Raw genomic sequence first — 19,524 nt, forward strand, 5'->3', positions numbered from 1 at the left:
CCTCGGTTGCGGTATGTGGCCGTCCGGTCGCAGGTCTCGCCGACCCGGCCCATTGGCCCGGTTGCCCAGTCATCCTACAACTGATGGGTGCAATGTGCACGGAGTCTGTGACTCCGTGCCCATTGCACCCATCAGGACGCTCGCCCTACGCCCTTCGGGCGGGGCTCACAGCCCGATGTCGCGCTCCTGGATGTCGGCCAGTGACTCCCGCCGTACGAGAATCCGCGCCTGCCCGCCCGTCACGGCGATCACCGGCGGGCGGCCCACCAGGTTGTACCCGGAGGCCATGGACAGGTGGTACGCGCCCGCCACCGGCACGCCGAGCAGGTCGCCGGGCCGTACGTCACCGGGCAGCCGTACGTCGGCGGCGAGCACGTCGCCCGCCTCGCAGTGCCGGCCCACCACGGTCACCGGCGCGGGCGCGGCGGCCGACCGGCGCCCGATCAGTCGGGGCGCGTACCGCACCCCGTAGAGCGCCGGCCGCGGGTTGTCGCTCATCCCGCCGTCCACGGCGACGAACGTGTGCTCCCCGGTCCGCTTGACGGACAGCACCCGGTAGAGGGCGACGCCCGCCGGACCCGCGATGGCGCGGCCCGGTTCGACGGTCAGGCGGGGCACCGGCAACCCGGCCGCCGCGCAGCTGCCGGCCAGCTCGGCCCGCACCTTGGCGCCGAGCGCCGCGACGTCCAGGGTGTCCTCGCCCGGCCGGTAGGCGACGCCGTGCCCGCCGCCGATGTCCAGCTGCGGCAGCGTGACGCCGTGCTGCTCGTGGACGCGGGCCAGCAGTCCGACCAGCCGCCGCACGGCCGACAGGAACGGCTTGACGGTGGTGATCTGCGACCCCAGGTGGCAGTGCAGCCCGACCAGTTCCAGGCGCGGCTGCCCGAGGACCCGGGTGATCGCGTGCTGGGCCGAACCGTCCGCCAGCGACAGTCCGAACTTCTGGTCGTCCGTACCGGTACGGATCTTGGCGTGGCCGCCCGCCGCGATGCCGGGCACCACCCGTATGAGTACCTTCTGCCGGGCGCCGGCGGGGACCGCGGCGGCGAGCCGGGCGATCTCGGAGGTGCTGTCGATGACGATGCGGCCGACGCCGAGGCGCAGCGCGGTGCGCAGGTCCTCGGGGCTCTTGGCGTTGCCGTGCAGCACGATGCGCTCCGGCGGGAAGCCGGTGGTGACGGCGAGTTGGAGCTCGCCCGCCGAGCAGACGTCGAGGCCGAGGCCCTCCTCCCGCACCCAGTGGGCCATCGCGCGGCACAGGAACGCCTTGGCCGCGTAGATCACGTCCGCGTCGGGGAAGGCGCGCAGGTAGCCGCGGCAGCGGTCGCGGACCTCGGCCTCGTCCAGGACGTACGCGGGGGTGCCGAAACGTTCGGCGAGTTCGGTGAGCGGGACGCCGCCGACGGCGAGGTCGTCGTGCGGCAGCCGGGTCGTCGAGGCGGGCCAGACGGAGAGTCCGGGGTCGCGGGAGCCGGTGTCGCGGGTGGTGGTGTCGTGAGTGCCGGTGTCGGGGGTGGCGGTGGTGTGCTGCGCGGGTGTGTCCGGCTGCGCCGTGCGCTGCTGGGACGTGGTCGTCACGGTCATGTCGTCGTACGCCCCTTCTCAGACGGCCCGCAGGAGCGGCATGCGGGGAGTGCCGGGAGCGAGCCGCGGGTCCACGGTCAGGACGGCGGCGCCGAGCGGTTCGGCGAGGGCGCGCAGCGCGGGTTCGGCGAGGCGGATCCACGGCTGGTCGGCGCCGAGCGCCGCGGCGAGCCGCTGCGGAGAGGTGAAGCCCACGGCGGTACGGCCGCCGAGCGGGGTGCGGAACAGGCGGGCGGTACAGCCCGCGGGGCCCGGCCGGACGGGGACGAAAAGAGGCCCGGCCGGGACGCGTTCGGCAGGTTCGGGGTCTTCCGCGTACAGGTGCTGCTGGGACACGGCGATGCTCCTCGCACAGGACAGTGGCCCCGGACCGGTGAGAAGAGAAGCGCCGGGGCTCCTCCTCGACGCTATGCCCGTACCGCCGCCCGCTCCGCGGCGTACTGACGCATCGTTGACGGTTCGTGGACGCCCCTTGACGCGATGCTGGTGCTCCGGCGCACGCTCCGGCGCACAGCCGACTCGCACGCCACGGCGCGGGCGGCTACGCGCGCCTCGGCAGCTGCCGGTATCCAGGGCGGTCCGCCCGGGCTTCCACGAGGATACGAGGACCGCACCGACCGCCGGCCGGCCCTGCCCCTTGACCTTCACACCGTGGCAAGCCCTGCACTGGGAGACGTCATGTTCACCATCGGAGACTTCGCAGGCCACGGCCGCGTATCGGCGCGCATGCTGCGCCACTACGACACCATCGGACTGCTGCGCCCGGCCCGTACCGACCCGGTCACCGGCTACCGCTACTACGAGGCGAGCCAGCTCACCCGCCTCAACCGCATCATCGCCCTCAAGGATCTCGGCTTCAGCCTCCAGCAGGTGGCGGCCATCCTGGACGAGCAGGTGAGCGCGGCGGAACTGCGCGGCATGCTGCGGCTGCGCCGGGCCGAGCTGGCGGCGGCGGTCACGGCCGCCGGCGCCCGGCTGGCGCGGGTCGAGGCGCGGCTCCGGACGATCGAGAGCGAGGGACGGATGCCCGCCGACGAGGTCGTGGTCAAGCGCGTCGAAGCGGTACGGGTCGCCGAACTGACCGGGGTCGCGGCGAGCTTCGGGCCCGAGGACATCGGGCCGGTCGTCCAGCCGCTGTACGAGGAGCTGTTCCGGCGGCTGGCCGCCGCCGGCATCGAACCGGCGGGGCCGGGGATCGCGTACTACGAGGACGCGCCGGAGGGCGGGGACCGGATCACGGTGCACGCGGCGGTCGTGGTCGCGGCCGCGCCCCGGCCGTCCCACGGCTTCGCGATCGTGGACCTCCCGGCGGTCGAGCGGGCCGCCACGGTGGTGCACCGCGGCCCCATGGAGCGGGTGCTGCCCACCGCGCAGACGCTTGCCCGCTGGCTCGGCGACAGCTCCTACCGCTCCACCGGGTACCCGCGTGAGGTGACGTTGGAGTGCCCGGAGGACCGGGAAGGGTGGGTGACGGAGCTGCAGGAGCCGATCACCGAGGGCTGAGCCCGGCGCCCGGACGGGGGCGCATGTGCGGCCACATCGTGCGCCGGCGCACAAGAGGCGCTCGGTTGTACGTGTGCGTCCGACTGCCGAACAGGCGAGAACCGGCACGCACCGGAGTCGTGAACCCAAGCCATAGCTAAGGGGTAGGGAAGCAAATCCGAAGATTGACTTGGGGGTTGGCCGCGAGGAGGATCGGTACCGGGCCCAGGGCGGCCACCCGGAACCGGCTACGGCGCCGTACGGATCCGGGGGCCGACCCGCCATGGGCCCGGCCCCCGGGAACTGCCGTACAGAGCTGTCGTACGAAGCTGTCGTACGGCGCTGCCGTCAGCCGTGGTCCGCGCCGACCGGCGTCCTGGCGGCGGTGCCGTCACCGGCAGCCGCCCCGGTGCCCGCCGCACCGGCGGCGACCGGAGCCGCCCGGTCCGCGGCCCGGTTGCGTACGACGGCCAGAACCAGCAGGCCGGCGGCCACCGCCACCACGCCCGCGACCAGGGACACCCGGGCCAGGCCGTGCACGTATGCGGTGCCGGGCGCGGCGTGCGCGCCCGCGGACCGCAGGCCCTGCGCGAAGACCGTGCCGAGGACCGCGATGCCGAGCGCGTAGCCGAGCTGCCGGAAGGTGTTGACCGCGCCGCTGGCCATGCCGGCGCGCTGCGGCGGGGCCGCGCCGAGCGCCGCCGAGACCAGTACCGGCATGGACATGCCGATGCCGAGGCCGCTGACGAGCAGACCCGGCACGAGGACCGGCCAGTTGGAGTCGTCGTTCAGCAGCAGAACGTGCAGCAGCGGTCCCGCACCGATCAGCAGCAGACCGATACCGATGGGCAGTTGCGGAGCCAGACGGTGCAGGAACCGGCCGCCCAGCATGCCAACGGCCATCGACGCCACCGCCATCGGCAGCACCGCGACACCCGCCATCACCGGGCTCAGGCCCAGGATGTTCTGCACCCACAGGCCCACGTACGTCAGGTACGGGAACGCCGCGGCCTGGAGCAGCAGCGCGGCCGCCATCAGGACGGCGAAGGTCGGGCGCCGCAGCAGCCCGAGGTCCAGCAGCGGTTTGCGCGCGCGGCGCTCGACGACGACGAAGGCGAGCAGCGCCACCACGGCCACCGCCAGCGACGACAGCGTGCCGGACTCCGTCCAGCCCTCCTCGCCACCGCGCATCAGCCCGTACGTCAGTGCGCCCGCGCACAGCGTGAACGCCCCGGCGCCCGGCCAGTCGATGCGCGCCGTACGGTCACCGTGCGACTCCTGCACCGAGCGCAGGGTGATCCACACCGCCACCGCCGTCAGCGGCAGGTTGACCAGGAAGATCGCCCGCCAGTCGACGTACTGGGTCAGCACCCCGCCCAGCACCGGACCGACCGCGGCCGCCGCACCGCTCGTACCGCCCCAGATGCCGAACGCCACACCGCGGTCGCGGCCCTGGTAGGCCGCCATCAGCAGCGGCGTGTTGGTGGCGAACATGGCCGCGGCGCCCGCGCCCTGCACGGCCCGCGCGGCGATCAGTACGCCCTCGTCGGGAGCGAGACCGCAGGCCAGCGAGGCCAGCGCGAAGACGCCGAGCCCCGCCACGTACAGCCGGCGCCGCCCGTACAGGTCGGCCGCCGAGCCCGCCGCCATCAGGAGCGCGGCCAGCGCCAGCGCGTAGATGTCCATCACCCACTGCAAGGAGGTGAAGGAGGCGCCGAGACCGTCGGCTATCCGCGGCAGCGCGGTGTTCACGATCGTGACGTCGACGAGCAACATGAAGTTGCCCAGGGTGATGGCGACCAGTGGCCACCATTTGCTCCGCCCGTTGTGCATCAAAACCTCTGTGTCGGTGTGGGTCGTTCTGTGGTCGTTCGTTCTGGATCGTTCTGCGGTCGTTCTGTGGTCGTGCTGTGGTCGTGCTGTGGTCGTTCTTCATTCGGTCCCTACAAGGTCCGGCCTCGACCCCCGTCACTCCCAACCACGGCGTCCCATGCGGCACAATCCGACAAGCGTTAGCCTTCCATGGTGAAAACCGACGGTTTCGACGAGCTGGACCGAAGCCTGGTCCAAGCTCTCCAGCTCGACGGCCGGGCGCCCTTCAGCCGGATCGCCGAGGTCCTCGGCGTCTCCGACCAGACCGTCGCCCGCCGCTACACCCGGCTGCGCGGCGCCAACATGATCAAAGTCCTGGGGCTCCCCGACCCGGCCGCCCTCGGCCAGACCGAATGGCTCGTACGGGTCCAGTGCACGCCCGACGCGGCCGTCGCGGTCGCCGAGGCACTCGCCCGGCGCACCGACACCTCCTGGGTGAGCCTGATGTCCGGCGGCACCGAGATCGGCGCCGTCTGCCGCGCCGCGAGCAGCCGGGACAGCGACGCGCTCCTCCTCCAGAAGCTGCCGCGTACCCCGAGCGTGGTCGGCGTCACCGCGCACTGCCTGCTGCACGAGTTCTACGGCGGCCCGCTGGGACTGGTCAACAAATCGGGTGCGCTGACCGAGGAACAGGCCGCGCAGCTGCGCCACCCCTCGTTCGACGCGGCCCACCGCCGGGCCGCCGGCCTGTCCGCACCATCCGCGCCCGTCACGCTCGCCGACGCCGACCGCCGCTTGCTGGCGGCCCTCGCCGAGGACGGCCGCACCGGTCTCGCCGAGCTGGCCGCGGTCACCGGCTGGTCCCAGTCCACCGTCCGCCGCCGGCTGACCGAACTGCGCGCCGACGGCATCCTCTACTTCGACGTCGACTACGACGCCCGGCACTTCGGCCTCGGCGTCATGGTCTCCCTCTGGCTCTCCGTCGCCCCGAGCGAACTTGCCGCCACCGGGGCGGCGCTGGCCCTGCACCCCGAAGTGGCCTTCGCTTGCGCGACCACCGGCCCCAGCAACCTCTTCGCGTCCGTCCTGTGCCCCGACGTACGCTCCCTCTACACGTACCTGACCACCCGGATCGCGGCACTGCCCGCCGTCCGGCACATGGAGTCCTCGCCGTTGATCCGGCGCCTCAAAGGCGCCGGACCACACGGCTCAGGCCGGCCCGTCCCCGGCCCGGCCGCCCCCGCACCGGCGGGCCGCGTGCGATGAGGCCGGTGCTTCCTTCCTCGCCCGCCGACCGCGTGGCGGCCTGGGTACGCTCCGCCCCCGGCACCCACATCTGGCTGCTGATCATCGGCGTGACCAGCCTCGTCATCGCCGGAGCCAGCGAGGGACTGGAGCACTTCCTCCTCCACCGCACCAGCAGCAACATCCACGAACTCAACCGGCACCCCGTCTCCTCCCTTCTCATCAGCGGCTTCTGGATCGAGAAACCGGCCTCCTTCCTCCTCTACACGGTCCTCTTCGAGCTGGTGCACGCCAACGTCGAACGCTGGCTGGGCACTTGGCGCTGGCTGCTGACCGTCGGCGTCGCGCACATCGTCGCCACGCTCCTCAGCCAGGAACTGGTCCTCCTCGCCATCGAAGGCCACCGGCTGCCGCGCTCCATGACACACGTCGTCGACATCGGCGTCTCGTACGGCCTGGCAGCGGCAGCCGGCCTGCTCACCTACCGGCTGCCGCCACCCTGGCGCTACCTCTACCTCGCGGCCGTCCTCGGCTTCTTCGGCGTCCCGCTCCTGTCAGGCGCCACATTCACCGACTTCGGCCACGCCGTCGCGCTCACCCTCGGTCTGGCCGCCTGGCCCTTGACCCCGGGCGCCGGCTCGGACGGGGCTGAGGGCGGGGCAGCGGACGCGGACCCGCACGCAACTCCCGGACATCCTCCGACAGATCACTGAGCCGCTCACTCATCGCGCACACGACCCGGTTGGTCGCATCCAGCCGCCGGTCGAGCCGGTCCAGCCGCACGGAGATCCGCCCGATCACCGGTCCGAGATCGCGTAGGACGGGGCCGATGTCGGCAAGCGACGACTCGACGCGCGTGAGCCGGTGGTCGAGCGACTCGACCGTCGGCGCCGGCCGGGCCTGCCGGGGCACCTCGACCCGCGCCCGCGCGCCTTCCTCGACGTCGAGGAGGTACGTACGGACCGCCCGCGCGACCTCGCTGTCGCGGAGGAGCATGGCGATGTTGAGGATGGTCCGACGGGTGTAGAGGGTGAGGTGGGCGCGGCCCTGTGGATAACTTGCCGCTGAAAGCTTCAAGTTGGAGCTTTCAAAGACCCGCAGGTCAGAGCCCTTGAGAACGCGCATGCCGTTCTCGGACAGCTCCGCTCGATGCCTCCGCATCAGGCTGTTGACAGCGCGATCGCCCACCTCGAAGTAGTCGGCGACCATCCGCGTCGTGACATGCAGCCCGTCGGGCAGCAGCACCAGCGCTTTCACCTTGTCCAGGACGCCGACGCGTCCGATCACACTGTCGCGCATCGCCCGCGACTCCAGCAGTACAGCTTCGGGTGGCATGTGTATGCCCTCCACTCAAACCGGAACGGTTTGAAAGGGACAGGTTGTCCCTTTCAACTGAACGCCCGTATCCAGGGCCCAGGAGCGGAGGCTGCTCACGGATGCCACTACCTCTATGTCCGGTTCTCAGCCGTACGGCTACACCGCTTCACGACCGTCGCCGGCAATCCCCAGCACTTCACGCACTCTCGACGCCTCGAACTCCAGTTGCCTCCACGCACGGGGGACAACGAGTCGATAAACGTACAGTTACCCCGTCTCGGGCATGACTTCGTGCGTACGTTCCGAAAAGAAGACCGACCCGGCCGCCGGGGCCGGGTCGGAGAGGGGCTCAGGCGCCGTACAACCGCTCCAGGACGACGGCGATGCCGTCTTCCTCGTTGGAGGCCGTCGTCTCGTCCGCGACGGCCTTGAGTTCGTCGTGGGCGTTGGCCATGGCCACTCCGTGCCGGGCCCAGCCGAACATCGGGATGTCGTTGGGCATGTCGCCGAAGGCGATGGTGTCCGCGGCCTTCACGCCCAGGCGGCGGGCGGCCAGGGAGAGGCCGGTGGCCTTGGAGAGGCCGAGGGGGAGGAGTTCGACGACGCCCTCGCCGGCCATCATCACGCCGACCAGGTCGCCGGCGACCTCGCGCGCGGCGCGGGCCAGTTCGTCGTCGCCCAGGGTCGGGTGCTGGATGTAGATCTTGTTGATGGGGGCTGCCCACAGGTCGCCGGGGTCCTGGATCTCCAGGTTCGGCAGCGGGCCTTCCTGGATGCGGTAGCCGGGGGTGACCAGCACCTCGCCGTCCAGGCCGTCCCGGCTCGCGGCCAGGAACAGCGGTCCGGTCTCCGCCTCGATCTTGGCGAGGGCCAGCCCGGCGAGCTGCCGGTCCAGGGTCACGGAGGTCAGCAGCCGGTGCTCGCCGGCGTGGTAGACCTGCGCCCCCTGCCCGCACACCGCTATGCCGTCGTAGTCCAGCGCATCGAGGATGTGCCGGGTCCACGGCACCGCGCGGCCCGTGACGACGATGTGCGCGGCCCCGGCCGCCGTGGCCGTGGCCAGGGCGGCGCGGGTGCGCTCGGAGATCGTGTCGTCGTGCCGCAGCAGCGTTCCGTCGAGGTCGGTCGCGACGAGCTTGTACGGCAGCGGTCGGGCCTGGGTGGCCCGGTGTGCGGGTTCGGGGGCGGTGGTCACCGGTTGACGGGCTCCAGGATCTCCCGGCCGCCCAGGTAGGGGCGCAGCATCTCGGGGACGCGTACGGAGCCGTCCGCCTGCTGGTGGTTCTCGAAGATCGCCACGATGGTGCGGGGCACCGCGCAGAGCGTGCCGTTGAGCGTGGCGAGCGGCTTGACCTGCTGCTTGCCGTCCTTGTTCGTGCGCATCCTGACCGACAGGCGGCGGGCCTGGAACTCGTTGCAGTTCGAGGCGCTGGTGAGCTCGCGGTACTTGCCCTGGGTGGGGATCCACGCTTCGCAGTCGTACTTGCGGGAGGCGGAGGCGCCCAGGTCGCCGGTGGCCACGTCGATCACCTGGAAGGGCAGTTCGAGGCCGGTCAGCCACTGCTTTTCCCAGTCCAGCAGGCGCTGGTGCTCGGCCTGCGCATCCTCGGGGTCGACGTACGAGAACATCTCGACCTTGTCGAACTGGTGGACGCGGAAGATGCCGCGGGTGTCCTTGCCGTACGTACCGGCCTCGCGGCGGAAGCACGGGGAGAAGCCCGCGTAACGCAGGGGCAGCTTGTCCGCGTCGAGGATCTCGTCCATGTGGTACGCGGCGAGCGGGACCTCGGAGGTGCCGACGAGGTAGAAGTCGTCCTTCTCCAGGTGGTACACGTTCTCCGCGGCCTGGCCGAGGAATCCGGTGCCCTCCATGGCGTGCGGGCGCACCAGGGCCGGGGTGAGCATCGGCGTGAAGCCGGCCTCGGTGGCCTGGGCGATGGCCGCGTTGACCAGCGCGAGCTCCAGGAGCGCGCCGATGCCGGTCAGGTAGTAGAAGCGCGAGCCGGAGACCTTGGCGCCGCGCTCGACGTCGATCGCGGCCAGCGCCTGGCCGATCTCCAGGTGGTCCTTGGGCTCGAAGCCCTCGGCGGCGAAGTCGCGGATCGTGCCGTGCGTCTCCAGGACCGTGAAGTCCTCCTCGCCGCCGACGGGCACGTCGGGGTGGACGAGGTTGCCCAGCTTGAGCAGGAGGGACTGGGTCTCCTCCTTGGCCTCGTCCTGCTCGGCGTCGGCGGCCTTGACGGCGGCGGACAGCTCCCCGGCCTTCTTGAGCAGCGCGGCCTTTTCGTCGCCGGTGGCCTTGGGGATGAGCTTGCCGAGCGACTTCTGCTCGTTGCGCAGCTCGTCGAAGCGGAGACTTGAGGTCCTGCGCCGCTCGTCGGCGGAGAGCAGCGCGTCGACGAGCGCGACGTCCTCTCCACGGGCGCGCTGGGACGCGCGCACACGGTCGGGGTCCTCACGGAGCAGGCGAAGGTCAATCACCCCACCAGGCTACCGGGGCACGGCGCCGGCGCTCGACGCCATATTCCCCCGCGTGGCGCTTTGTCCGGTTTGGGGCTATTTAATGGGTTTGGTTATTCCGTGCGAAACGGCACGGTAAGGCTTTGCGCAACGGATGGATAAGGGGTGCATAAGGGGCGGAGGGGGCGAGGGTGAGGCGGGAGTGGCGCGGCGAAGATCATCGGGTGCTTGCGCGAAAAGTGGCGGAAAAAATCGTCAAGAAAACCTTGCGCCGTCGCCGGTACGAGGGTATTCGCCGCGTCCGTGCTGACCCGCTTCCCTTGCGGTTGGCCGGAGTTGGAGGGGTGGGCCGGAGCGGAGGGCGACGGCGGTTGTACCCAGGGTTGTCCACAGGGGTGGGGGAGTTCCGGAATCTTATCCACAGGCTGTGTGTGGGATCTGTGGAAGTCGGAAGCGGTGGTTCCGTATCAAGAATGCGTTGCCGTGGATTCACCGAGGAAACCCCTCGTGGACGCTCTTTCGTGTGGGATTTCCTCGCCCTAAAGGATTGATCGGGCGAATTGCGCTGACGCGAGCCGGTGGAGGCGCTGTGGAGGGACGTGGGGGTCGGTAGAGCAATTTGTCGACCCTGCCCGGGTTGCCGCGCCCTTCGTGTCGACTTATCCCCAGGTCGAGAACGGGGCCTGTGGATAACTTTGTGGACAACTCCAACGCCCCAGACCAGCTCCCCGGCGGGTCCCTCCGGTTGTTCCACAGGCGCTTCGCCACCCGCCCCGGCCATCGTCGTGGTGTCAGGCCCGGCCGTCGAGGCAACGCGTCAGCCAGTCCGCCGCGTCCGTGAACGCCGCGTCGACCGTGTCCGGCCGTACGTTCGCCCGCACCTGGTCGGCGCGCGGGTACGACCCGAGGTAGCGCACCTCCCGGCAGACCCGCTTGAGCGCCATCAGGACCTCGCCGACCCGGCGGTCCGTGAGGTGCCCCTCGCAGTCCACCGAGAAGCAGTAGCGGCCGATGCCCTCGCCGGTCGGCCGCGACTCGATGCGCATCATGCTGACGCCGCGGGCCGCGTACTCCTGGAGGAGTTCCAGCAGGGCGCCGGGGTGGTCCTCGCGCAGCCACAGCACGACCGAGGTCTTGTCCGCGCCGGTACGCGCCGCCGGCCGGGCCGGCCGGCCCACCAGGACGAAGCGGGTGGCGGCGTTCTGCGCGTCGTGGATGTCGGTGACCAGCGGTTCGAGCCCGTACGTCGCCGCCGCGAACTCACCGGCGAAGGCGCCGTCGTAGCGGCCTTCCTGCACCAGGCGCGCGCCGTCCGCGTTGGAGGCGGCCGACTCCCACACCGCCTCGGGCAGGTGCGCCGCGAGCCACTTGCGCACCTGCGGCTGGGCGACCGGGTGCCCGGTGACCGTCTTGACGTCCGACAGGTCCGTGCCGGGCCGTACGAGCAGCGCGAAGGCGATCGGCAGCAGCACCTCGCGGTAGATCATCAGCGGTTCGCCGGCGGCCAGTTCGTCCAGGGTCGTGGTCACCCCGCCCTCGACGGAGTTCTCGATCGGCACCAGGGCGCCCGCGGCCTCCCCGGCCCGTACGGCGTCCAGCGCGGCCGGCACGGACACCATCGGCACCAGCTCGCGGGTGGCGGACTCCGGCAGCGTGCGCAGGGCCGCCTCCGTGAACGTTCCTTCGGGCCCCAGGTACGTATAGCGGCTGACCGACATGTCCCTTTGACTCCCTCACGTTGCGGTGGGGACCGCCTCGCCGATCACCCGCTCGCCACGTTACCCGCCCGGGCCGCCGCCCCGGCCGGGAAGCCGCGACCGGTCCGACGGCCCGCGGGCCACGGTCACCCCTCCAGCAACGGCTGCCCCACGTAACCCCCCGCCACCGCGGCCGGCGGCACGGCGAACAGCCCGCTCGCCTCGTGCCGCAAGAAGGGCGAGAGCGCGTCACCGCGGTCCAGCTTGCGCTGGATCGGGATGAAGGACCGCGAGGGGTCGGCCTGCCAGCAGACGAAGAGCAGCCCGGCGTCCGGCGCGCCGTCGTCGCGGAAGCCGTCGTGGTACGAGAAGGGCCGCCGCAGCAGCGCGGCACCCTGGTTGGACTCAGGGGCCGCGATCCGGGCGTGCGCGTCGGCGGGGACGACCGGCAGCCCGTCGGCGCCGTTCTTGTCCAGGTCCATCTTCGTGTGCTCGCCGCCCCCGGTCAGCGGCGCCCCGTCGGCCTTGCGCCGGCCGATGACCTTCTCCTGCTTGGCGAGCGGCTGCTTCTCCCAGTCGTCCAGCAGCATCCGGATACGGCGGACGACGGCGTACGACCCGCCGCGCATCCACGCGTACTCCCCGCTGCCGGCGTCCCGGCCCACGAAGATCCGCTCGTCGAAGTCGGGTTCGGACGGCTTGGGGTTGTTGGTGCCGTCCACCTGGCCCATCAGGTTGCGGGTGGTCATCGGGCCCGCGGTCGCGCCCGGCGTGCGGTTGAAGCCGTTCATCTGCCAGCGCAGCCGCGCGGTGCCCCCGGCCTCCTTCTGGAGGGCGCGCAAAGCGTGGAAGGCGACCAGTGCGTCGTCCGAGCCGATCTGGACCCACAGGTCGCCGTTGCTGCGCCCGGCGTCCAGCTCGTCCGCAGAGAAGTCCGGCAGCGGTTCGAGCTGGCGGGGGCGCCGCGCGGTCAGCCCCGTACGGTCGAAGAAGGTGCTGCCGAGGCCGAAGGTGACGGTGAGCGAGGAGGGGCCCGCGTCCAGCGCGACGCCGGTGTCCGCGGCCGGCGTCCGCCCGGCCATCAGCTCCTCGGCCGTACGGGACCAGCGGCGCAGCAGCGCGGCGGCGGCCTTGCGGTCGGCGCCCGGCGCGAGGTCGAACGCCAGGAGGTGGCCGCGCGCCTGGAGCGGCGTGGTGATGCCGGCCTGGTGCTTGGCGTGCTCGTCGCGGAAGGCGACCGCGGTCGAGCCGACGGTGCTCAGCGCGGTGGGCGGGTCGTCCTGGGCTGCGGCGACGCCGATGGCGCCGCCCGCGGCCCCGGCGACGAGGCCCGCCGCGCCCGCGGCGCCGACCGTGCCGAGCAGGCGGCGGCGGGACAGTTCGAGGGTTTCCGTGCGCTCGGATCCGTTGCGGTCGGCGGAGCCGGCGGTGTCGCCGGACGGAGAAGCGGTGGTCGTCATCAGTTGATCTTCACGTTCCTGGTCTCGGTGACCTGGTCGATGTCGGACGTCCGTACGACCAGGGAGAGCTGCCACTGTCCGGGCACCGGCAACTGGACGTCGCGCGCGCTCCAGTGGCCCTCGCTGACGTGGTCGAGGGTGACCGGCAGCGGCCCGAGGTTCTTGTCCTTGAGGGTGAAGGAGACCTGCACCTCGGGGATGTCCATCGTCTTGCCGTTCTGGTCTGCGATGCGCAGGTGCAGGGCGTTGGCGCTGCCGCTGCGCCCTGGGTCCAGGTCGATGCGCGCGGTGCCCTTGCCGCGCGCGCCGCCGGTGTCGAACGGGATGTTCAGCACCTGCGGCTGGTTGGCCTCGGCCGACTGCCCGGCCCCGCCGGCCGCCTTCACCGCCTCTTCGGTGCGGGCCGGTTCGGTGGCGGTGAGCACGGTGGTGACGGCGAGCAGGACCACGGCGACCGACGCCTCGGCCAGGACGGTGCGGCGCAGCCCGGAGCGCTCCGGGTCGGCGTCGCGGATGCGCTTGGTGCGGGCGGTGGCCAGCGCTGCGCGCTGCCGGGCCAGTTGCTCGGCCCGCGCGGCGTCGACGGGCCGCTGCGGGCCTTCGGCGTCCGCCGGGGCCGCGCCCACGGTGACCGGCTCCGCTTCCTCCGCCGGCGCCGTGTCTTCCGCCGACCGCTCCAGTACGGCGGCGGCCTCCGCCTCGGGCGCCGGCCCCTCGCCGAGCCGCGCCGTCCACCGGCGCGAGAACCAGGCGACGCCGACGAGGACGACGACCAGCGCCACCTTGATCAGCAAGAGCCGCCCGTACGACGTGTCGGTCAGCGCCTTCCACGTGCCGACCTGCCGCCACGACTGGTAGACGCCGGTGGCCACCACCACCAGGACGGAGCCGAAGGCGAGCCGTGAGAAGCGCCGGACACCGGAGCGGGCCACGGACGGGCCCCTGTAGAGGGAGACCAGCAGTGCGGTCAGGCCGCCGAGCCAGGTGGCCACGGCCAGCAGGTGCAGGACGTCCACGGGCATGGCGATGCCGGTTTGCAGGCCGGTCGAGGCGTGCTCGGCCATCGCCCAGGTCGCGGCGAGCCCCACGGCGACGATGACGCCGCCCACGGCGAGGCCGAAGGTGAGGTCCTTGCGCCGCTTGGCGACCTCGCCGCCCTTGCCGCTCTCACGGTCCTTGGCGCCCGCACCACCCTCGCCGCCCTGCGCGCGGGCGTACGCGCCGAAGAGGACGGCCACGAACAGTGCCGCGGCGGCGAGCAGCAGCAGCCGGGAGACCAGCGCGGCCCCCGGCTTGGTCTCGATGACCTGCTTGAGCCCGCCCAGGTCGAAGACGTCGGCGAGGTCCCCTGACGTCGTGTACGGGGTGCGCAGCAGCAGCATCGCGATCGTCGCGGCGGTCAGTGCGGCCCAGCCCTGGGAGACCAGGCGCTGTACGGACCGTACGCGCGCGGCGGCCGGGCGGCAGACCAGCACGAACGCCGCCCCGCCCACCAGGACGACGAAGCCTGCGTACGCGATGTAGCGGGCGATCCCGTACAGGGCGCCGACCACTCCGCCGCCGACCTGCTGCTGGGGCAGCGGCGCGCTCGTCTCGGAGGGCGCGCCGACGGAGAAGGTGAAGGCGCCGGAGACCGGGTGGCTGTCGGCGGAGACGGCCTGCCAGGCGACGGTGTACGTGCCGTCCGGCAGCCCCGGAGGCAGCCCCGCGCCGTACTTGACCGTCTCGCCGCTGCACAGGTCACGCAGCTTGCCGCGGTCGACCCGCTTGCCCTTCGGGTCCAGGACCCGGATCGAGTCGTCGCCCATGGCGACGCCTTCGGAGAAGGTGAGGGTGACCTGTTCGGGGGCGCTCTGCACCACCGACCCCTGCGCCGGGGTGCTGCCGGTCAGCGCGGCGTGCGCGGAGGCCGGGGCAGCGCCGCCGAACAGCGCGCCGAGCAGGGCCGCGGCGAGCACCAGCAGGCGCAGCGCGTGCGACCGTCGGGTGCGCGGGGCGCTTCGCGGGCGCGTGCCCGGGGCGCGGGCGCCGGAGCCCGGTGCGCAGGGGACGGTGGTGGTGGTCATGGCGGGCGCCCCCTACTTCTTGGCGTCGTGCTGCGAGTGGTCGTCCATGGAGCCCTCGTGCTTCGAGCCGTCGTGCCCGGACCCGTCGTGCCCGGACCCGTCGTGTTGCATCGAACCGTGGTCGGCCGCTCCTCCGCCGCCGGACCCCGCCTTCTCGCCGCCGTTTCCGCCGTTCTTCGGGGTGTAGGTGCCGGACTTGACCGGTACCTCGACCGTGACCGGGTCGGACTTGTCGAAGTGCAGCTCGATGGTCACCTTCTGGCCCTCGGTCGGCTTGTTCTTCAGGCCCATGAACATCAGGTGGTTGCCGCCCCGGGCGAGTTCGAGCTCGCCGCCAGCGGGGATGTCCAGCGACTTGACCTCCTGCATCTTGTTGCCGGCGGTCTCGTGGATGGTCACGTTCTCCGACAGGTCGCTGGTCACGGAGGTGAGCTTGTCGGCCGTACCGCCGGAGTTCTTGATGACCATGAAAGCGCCGGCCATGCTCTGGGTGACCGGCTGCGGCATGTACGCGCCGGAGACCTTCAGCTCGGGCGCGCTGTCGCCGCCGCAGCCCGCGAGGGCGAATCCGGCGGTCAGGGCGAGGGCGGCGGCGAGTGCGGTGCGGCGGTTCACGGGTTCTGTCCCTTGACGATCTTCGGCAGTGCCTGGCTGTAGTTGTCGACGCTCGCGTCCTGCATCCCCATCCAGTGGATCTTGTCGTCCTTGGGGGAGCTCATCAGGACCTGCGCGCCGTGGGTGGAGACGACGTCGCCGTTCTTCTTCTTGACGGGCTTCTCGATGCCGATGTTCACGCTGCGCGCGCCGGCTTGAATGGTGTCGAAGGAGCCGGTCAGGCCGACGAACTTCTTGTTGATGCCGCCGAGCCACTTCTTGAGCGCGGCGGAGTCGTCCCGCTCGGGGTCCGAGGTGACGAAGACGACGCGCAGGTCGTCCTGTTCGGCCTTGGGCAGCTGCCGCATCGCCACGTCGATGTTGTTCATCGTCAGCGGGCAGACGTCGGGGCAGTGGGTGTAGCCGAAGTAGACCAGGGTCGGGTGGCCCTTGGTCTGCTCGATCAGGTCGTACTTCTTGCCCTCGGTGTCGGTCAGGACCAGGTCCGGCTTCTCCAGGGGCGAGTCGAGCGAGACGATCGGCTTGGAGGTGGCGCCGGAGACGCTGGCGGCGGGCCCGTCGCTGTCGTCGCCGGGGCCGCAGGCGGTCAGCGTCAGGGCCGAGGCCACTACGACGGCGGCCGCGATCAGATTCCTACTACGCATTGCAATATGTCCCGTATTTCGCAAATGGTGGTGCCGTCCCGGCGCCACGGGGGCGCCGGGTGCGGGCACGGGGGCGGATCAGGCGCCGCGGCGCCGGCCGGCGAGCACGCCGAACCCGACACCGATGATGCCGACGAGGATGCCGACACCGCCCAGTACGCGGGCCGTGGTGTCGCTGCCGTCCGCGGCGGCGGCCTGCTCGGCCTCGTCCCCGCCACCGCCGTTCTTCGCGTCGGCCCCGGCCGAGCCGTGGCCGTCACCGGACGCGGGCGTCAGCTTGAGCACCGGCGCCGGGTTGTTCGGCTCCGGCTCGCCCTTCTTGGGCATCTCGATCCACCGTACGACCTCCTTGTTGTCGTACGTCTGGAGGGCCTTGAAGACGAGCTGGTCGGTCTTGGGCAACTGGCCGACGGAGACCGGGAACTGCTGGAACTGGCCCGGCTCGATCTTGCTGCCGTCCGACGTCCAGGTGATCTTCGAGACGGCCTCGGTGAGCTTTTTGCCGTGCGTCTCGATGGGCTTGTCGAGCTTGGACCTGGTGATGTCGATCTGCCACCCCGGCACCGGCTGCGGCATGGCGGAGGCCAGCGGGTGATCGGTCGGCAGCGTCACTTCGAGCTTCACGGTCGAGGCGTTATCGCGCTCGTTGGGGACCTTGAAGTTGATCGTCGCGTAGCTGCCCTGCTCGGCCTGGCCCGGCTGCACGCTGACGTGCGCGAAGGCGGGGACGGCGAGCAGCAGCACGCTGCCTGCGGCGAGGCCGCCCACGACGGGCAGGCGGCGGGCGAGGCGTGCGGGCACGACACGGTTCTGGAACATGGCGGAAAACACTCCACAGGCAGGAGGGAAGAGGGAAGGGGACGGCTGGCGCGCGTGCGGCGACGACGGCGCGCGACGGTCCCTCCCGTGCGCCGGGGCGTGCCCGGTTCCGCTGCGGGAAGTGCTGTGCGTGACGTCAGACCGCGAGGGCCAGGGCGGGCGGCCCCCGCCTGACGACACTGTGCTGGAGCGCGGGTTCCTTCGGGCGCGCTTGGTCATTCCGGTACGAAAAACAGGCCGCGGGACGGGCGCCGGCCGCGTCCGGCAGCCCGGCGCACAGGGCGCGTACGAGCGCGAGCGCGCCGTGCAGTGCGCCCACGAGCGTTTCGGCGACGACCGCGGCCTGACGTGCCGTGGGTGCCGAAAGCCGTACCAGCCGCCACAGCGCGGCCTCGCCGCGGCGCAGCAGCCACCCGGCGGCGAGCGCCGCGAGCAGGTGCGCCAGCAGCATCGGCAACGAGGGCAGCAGCCCGTGCGCTTCGGCGGCCGCCTGGCCCATGGCGTCGTGCCCGGCAGCCGGCGTACCCGTGCCGCCCGGGCCGGACGCCGAAATGCCCAGAATGCGGCGCGCCTCGGCGCCGTCCAGCTGCCCGGCCCCCAGGCCGCAGGTGACGTGCCGCGCCATGGTGACCGCCGCCTGGTCGGAGAGCCCGCCGCCCGTCGCGGGCGCCGCGGCCATCCGGTGCTGCCCCAGCGCGAACACGGTGTGCAGCGCGAGCTGGCCGACGGCCAGGGCCACCGCGATGCCGGGCATCGAGCGCTCCCGCCCGGCCAGCGGCGCCGCGACCGCGAACACCGCAGCGCAGCCCACGCCCAGCGTCCACAGGGGGACCGCGGCGCAGGACCCGATCATGTGCCCGGCCGCGGACAGCGCGACGCAGACCGCGGTGAACACCGCGGCCCTCAGCAGCCGCAGGTCCGCGGCGGCGCGCTCTTCTGGGGCGTACGGGGCAGTCATGGCCGCGCCATCATCCCACTGCGCCCCCGGCTCCCGTACGGCAGGTCCGCAGCACCGCCACGGCGGACCGCGCGATTCCGGCCTTCGGCAGGTGGGGGGCGGAGCGCGGCGGGGGCGGCGCCGGTACACCCGACGGCGAACGCCGGGGCGCACGCGGGCGCACACTCGGCCCCGTTACACCGGCGGACGCCGCGGACGCATCCGCCGAATGAGCGGAGTCACGTCCCGAGCACGCTTACGGACCATGCGCCCCGGCAATACGTATCGATATGTCGAGCCGCGACCAGGAGGCTGCAGCAATGAGCATCTGGTGGTCCCTGCACCTGCGGCGCGAGGCTGCGAGCGTGCCGCTCGCCCGGCGGCTCCTGCTGGGCACGATGGAGACGGCCGGGGTGGACCCGGATGTCTCCCACGACCTGTCCGTCGCCCTCTCCGAAGCCTGTGCGAACGCCGTCGAACACGGCGGCGACGCCGCCACGGAGGACTACCGGGTCACTGCCTTCATCAACGGCGACACCTGCCGTATCGAAGTCACCGACTCAGGACCCGGCTTCCGGGAACGCGCCCGCAGGCCCAAGCGCCCCGGCCGGAGCGCAACGCACGATCCCGCCGCGCCGCCCCCGAGCACGACAGCCCCCGCCCCGGCCCACGCCGAACACGGACGGGGGCTCTTCCTTATCGAGGCCCTGACCGACCACGTCCGCTACCGCAACCGCTCCGGCCGCTGCGGCGCGGTGGTCAGCTTCGACAAGATCCTCAAATGGAAGGAAGGGGTGCCGCTGATGGCGTCGTGAGAAGGATGTCCGAGCCTCTGAGCTGCTGCGGAGGCAGGCACTCGGGCCTCTTCGAGGGCTCTTGAACCCCATCAGAGGCGCCCGAGGTGGACGAGCAATACGAGGGCTGCCTGAGCTTCTTTGTCATGACTTCGGCCCTGCCCGCCTCATCCACCACGAGATCTCCCCTCGACGGCCTGCTCTACACCGTCTGCAGGCGGACCGGTATCGAACCGATTCCGGTGGAGCATTACCGGCAGACCGGCCAGGCTTGAGCATCCGAGTAGGCCACTTCCGGCGAACTGTTCTGTGGCAGAGGGCTGCGAGGCCGCTTGGATCCGGTTCTCGCAACCATGCCGACGGCAACGGCGTTCGGCGACTCGGCTTCACCCATCTCGTCGCCGGAGGCACGCAACTCAGAGCACATTACGTCTCCGACTCCGAATTTTCCGTGCAGTCGCACGGGCTGTAACGCTCTGCGGAGGCAAGGGATCGCCGGGGCGGTCCTCCGACAGTGCTCTCCAGCCCTCTTCGGGGGGTCGGCCGTCAAGACGGCTCATCTGTGCCTGGAGGAACCGTTTGCCAGCTGAAA

The 19,524-nt window shown here is 71.8% G+C and carries 17 protein-coding genes and 1 pseudogene; 5 read left to right on the forward strand and 13 right to left on the reverse strand.

Annotated elements, in window-relative coordinates; genetic code table 11:
* Positions 1–165: 165 nt before the first annotated feature.
* Both lysA and ACH4OW_RS07535 read right to left on the reverse strand, forming a co-directional pair.
* Complete coding sequence (lysA, locus tag ACH4OW_RS07530) at positions 166–1,584, reverse strand: diaminopimelate decarboxylase (RefSeq protein ID WP_398025712.1); 1,419 nt, start codon at positions 1,582–1,584, stop codon at positions 166–168.
* Positions 1,585–1,602: 18 nt separating this feature from the next.
* Positions 1,603–1,920 carry an SAV_915 family protein gene (locus ACH4OW_RS07535; protein ID WP_360125204.1) on the reverse strand — a complete coding sequence of 106 codons (318 nt, stop codon included), beginning with the start codon at positions 1,918–1,920 and terminating at the stop codon, positions 1,603–1,605.
* 342 nt (positions 1,921–2,262) lie between these two features.
* Here ACH4OW_RS07535 and ACH4OW_RS07540 point away from each other — a divergent pair, with 342 nt between their 5' ends.
* On the forward strand, positions 2,263–3,087 hold the full coding sequence (locus tag ACH4OW_RS07540) for a MerR family transcriptional regulator (RefSeq protein WP_360125202.1): 825 nt from the start codon (positions 2,263–2,265) through the stop codon (positions 3,085–3,087).
* A 327-nt stretch (positions 3,088–3,414) separates the two neighbouring features.
* Here ACH4OW_RS07540 and ACH4OW_RS07545 read toward each other — a convergent pair whose 3' ends face one another.
* Entirely contained in the window at positions 3,415–4,899 is a 1,485-nt protein-coding gene (locus ACH4OW_RS07545) for an MFS transporter (protein ID WP_398025715.1), read from the reverse strand.
* 192 nt (positions 4,900–5,091) lie between these two features.
* On the opposite strand from ACH4OW_RS07545, the gene ACH4OW_RS07550 reads away from it, so the two are divergent.
* Positions 5,092–6,144: an Lrp/AsnC family transcriptional regulator gene (locus ACH4OW_RS07550; protein WP_398026001.1), complete on the forward strand. Its 1,053-nt coding sequence runs from the start codon at positions 5,092–5,094 to the stop codon at positions 6,142–6,144.
* On the forward strand, positions 6,141–6,836 hold the full coding sequence (locus ACH4OW_RS07555; protein ID WP_398025717.1) for a rhomboid-like protein: 696 nt from the start codon (positions 6,141–6,143) through the stop codon (positions 6,834–6,836). Before ACH4OW_RS07550 ends, ACH4OW_RS07555 begins: the two co-directional genes overlap by 4 nt.
* Here the strand turns inward: ACH4OW_RS07555 and ACH4OW_RS07560 are convergent.
* The 10 genes and pseudogenes from ACH4OW_RS07560 to ACH4OW_RS07605 all read right to left on the reverse strand — a co-directional run bounded on the left by ACH4OW_RS07560 (position 6,718) and on the right by ACH4OW_RS07605 (position 18,159).
* Complete coding sequence (locus ACH4OW_RS07560; RefSeq protein WP_398025719.1) at positions 6,718–7,458, reverse strand: hypothetical protein; 741 nt, start codon at positions 7,456–7,458, stop codon at positions 6,718–6,720. The genes ACH4OW_RS07555 and ACH4OW_RS07560 overlap by 119 nt on opposite strands.
* A 331-nt stretch (positions 7,459–7,789) precedes the next feature.
* Entirely contained in the window at positions 7,790–8,635 is an 846-nt protein-coding gene (locus tag ACH4OW_RS07565) for an HAD family hydrolase (RefSeq protein WP_360125194.1), read from the reverse strand.
* The gene (serS, locus tag ACH4OW_RS07570; protein WP_360125192.1) at positions 8,632–9,921 is read right to left on the reverse strand and encodes a serine--tRNA ligase; all 1,290 of its coding nucleotides are present in this window, start codon (positions 9,919–9,921) and stop codon (positions 8,632–8,634) included. Before serS ends, ACH4OW_RS07565 begins: the two co-directional genes overlap by 4 nt.
* A 770-nt stretch (positions 9,922–10,691) precedes the next feature.
* Entirely contained in the window at positions 10,692–11,618 is a 927-nt protein-coding gene (gene pheA, locus ACH4OW_RS07575) for a prephenate dehydratase (protein WP_360125190.1), read from the reverse strand.
* Positions 11,619–11,743: 125 nt separating this feature from the next.
* Complete coding sequence (gene efeB, locus ACH4OW_RS07580; protein ID WP_398025722.1) at positions 11,744–13,057, reverse strand: iron uptake transporter deferrochelatase/peroxidase subunit; 1,314 nt, start codon at positions 13,055–13,057, stop codon at positions 11,744–11,746.
* Positions 13,057–15,123 carry a copper resistance CopC/CopD family protein gene (locus ACH4OW_RS07585; RefSeq protein ID WP_398025724.1) on the reverse strand — a complete coding sequence of 689 codons (2,067 nt, stop codon included), beginning with the start codon at positions 15,121–15,123 and terminating at the stop codon, positions 13,057–13,059. The genes efeB and ACH4OW_RS07585 overlap by 1 nt, the downstream gene beginning before the upstream one ends.
* Positions 15,124–15,297: 174 nt before the next feature.
* A pseudogene (locus ACH4OW_RS07590) lies at positions 15,298–15,738 on the reverse strand (copper chaperone PCu(A)C); the annotation flags it as partial.
* Complete coding sequence (locus ACH4OW_RS07595) at positions 15,735–16,382, reverse strand: SCO family protein (RefSeq protein ID WP_360125184.1); 648 nt, start codon at positions 16,380–16,382, stop codon at positions 15,735–15,737. The pseudogene ACH4OW_RS07590 and the gene ACH4OW_RS07595, both read right to left, overlap by 4 nt.
* Before the next feature lie 78 nt (positions 16,383–16,460).
* Entirely contained in the window at positions 16,461–17,201 is a 741-nt protein-coding gene (locus ACH4OW_RS07600) for a YcnI family protein (RefSeq protein WP_360125182.1), read from the reverse strand.
* A 136-nt stretch (positions 17,202–17,337) separates the two neighbouring features.
* Positions 17,338–18,159, reverse strand: a complete 822-nt coding sequence (locus tag ACH4OW_RS07605; protein WP_398025727.1) for a hypothetical protein — start codon at positions 18,157–18,159, stop codon at positions 17,338–17,340.
* 299 nt (positions 18,160–18,458) lie between these two features.
* On the opposite strand from ACH4OW_RS07605, the gene ACH4OW_RS07610 reads away from it, so the two are divergent.
* Positions 18,459–18,953 (forward strand): ATP-binding protein, encoded by a 495-nt coding sequence (locus ACH4OW_RS07610; RefSeq protein WP_398025729.1) that lies wholly within the window; start codon positions 18,459–18,461, stop codon positions 18,951–18,953.
* 86 nt (positions 18,954–19,039) lie between these two features.
* Positions 19,040–19,207: a hypothetical protein gene (locus ACH4OW_RS07615; protein WP_398025731.1), complete on the forward strand. Its 168-nt coding sequence runs from the start codon at positions 19,040–19,042 to the stop codon at positions 19,205–19,207.
* Positions 19,208–19,524 lie beyond the last annotated feature (317 nt).

The organism is Streptomyces sp. NPDC017056, from assembly GCF_044332485.1.
In the GTDB taxonomy this organism is placed as follows: Bacteria; Actinomycetota; Actinomycetes; order Streptomycetales; family Streptomycetaceae; genus Streptomyces.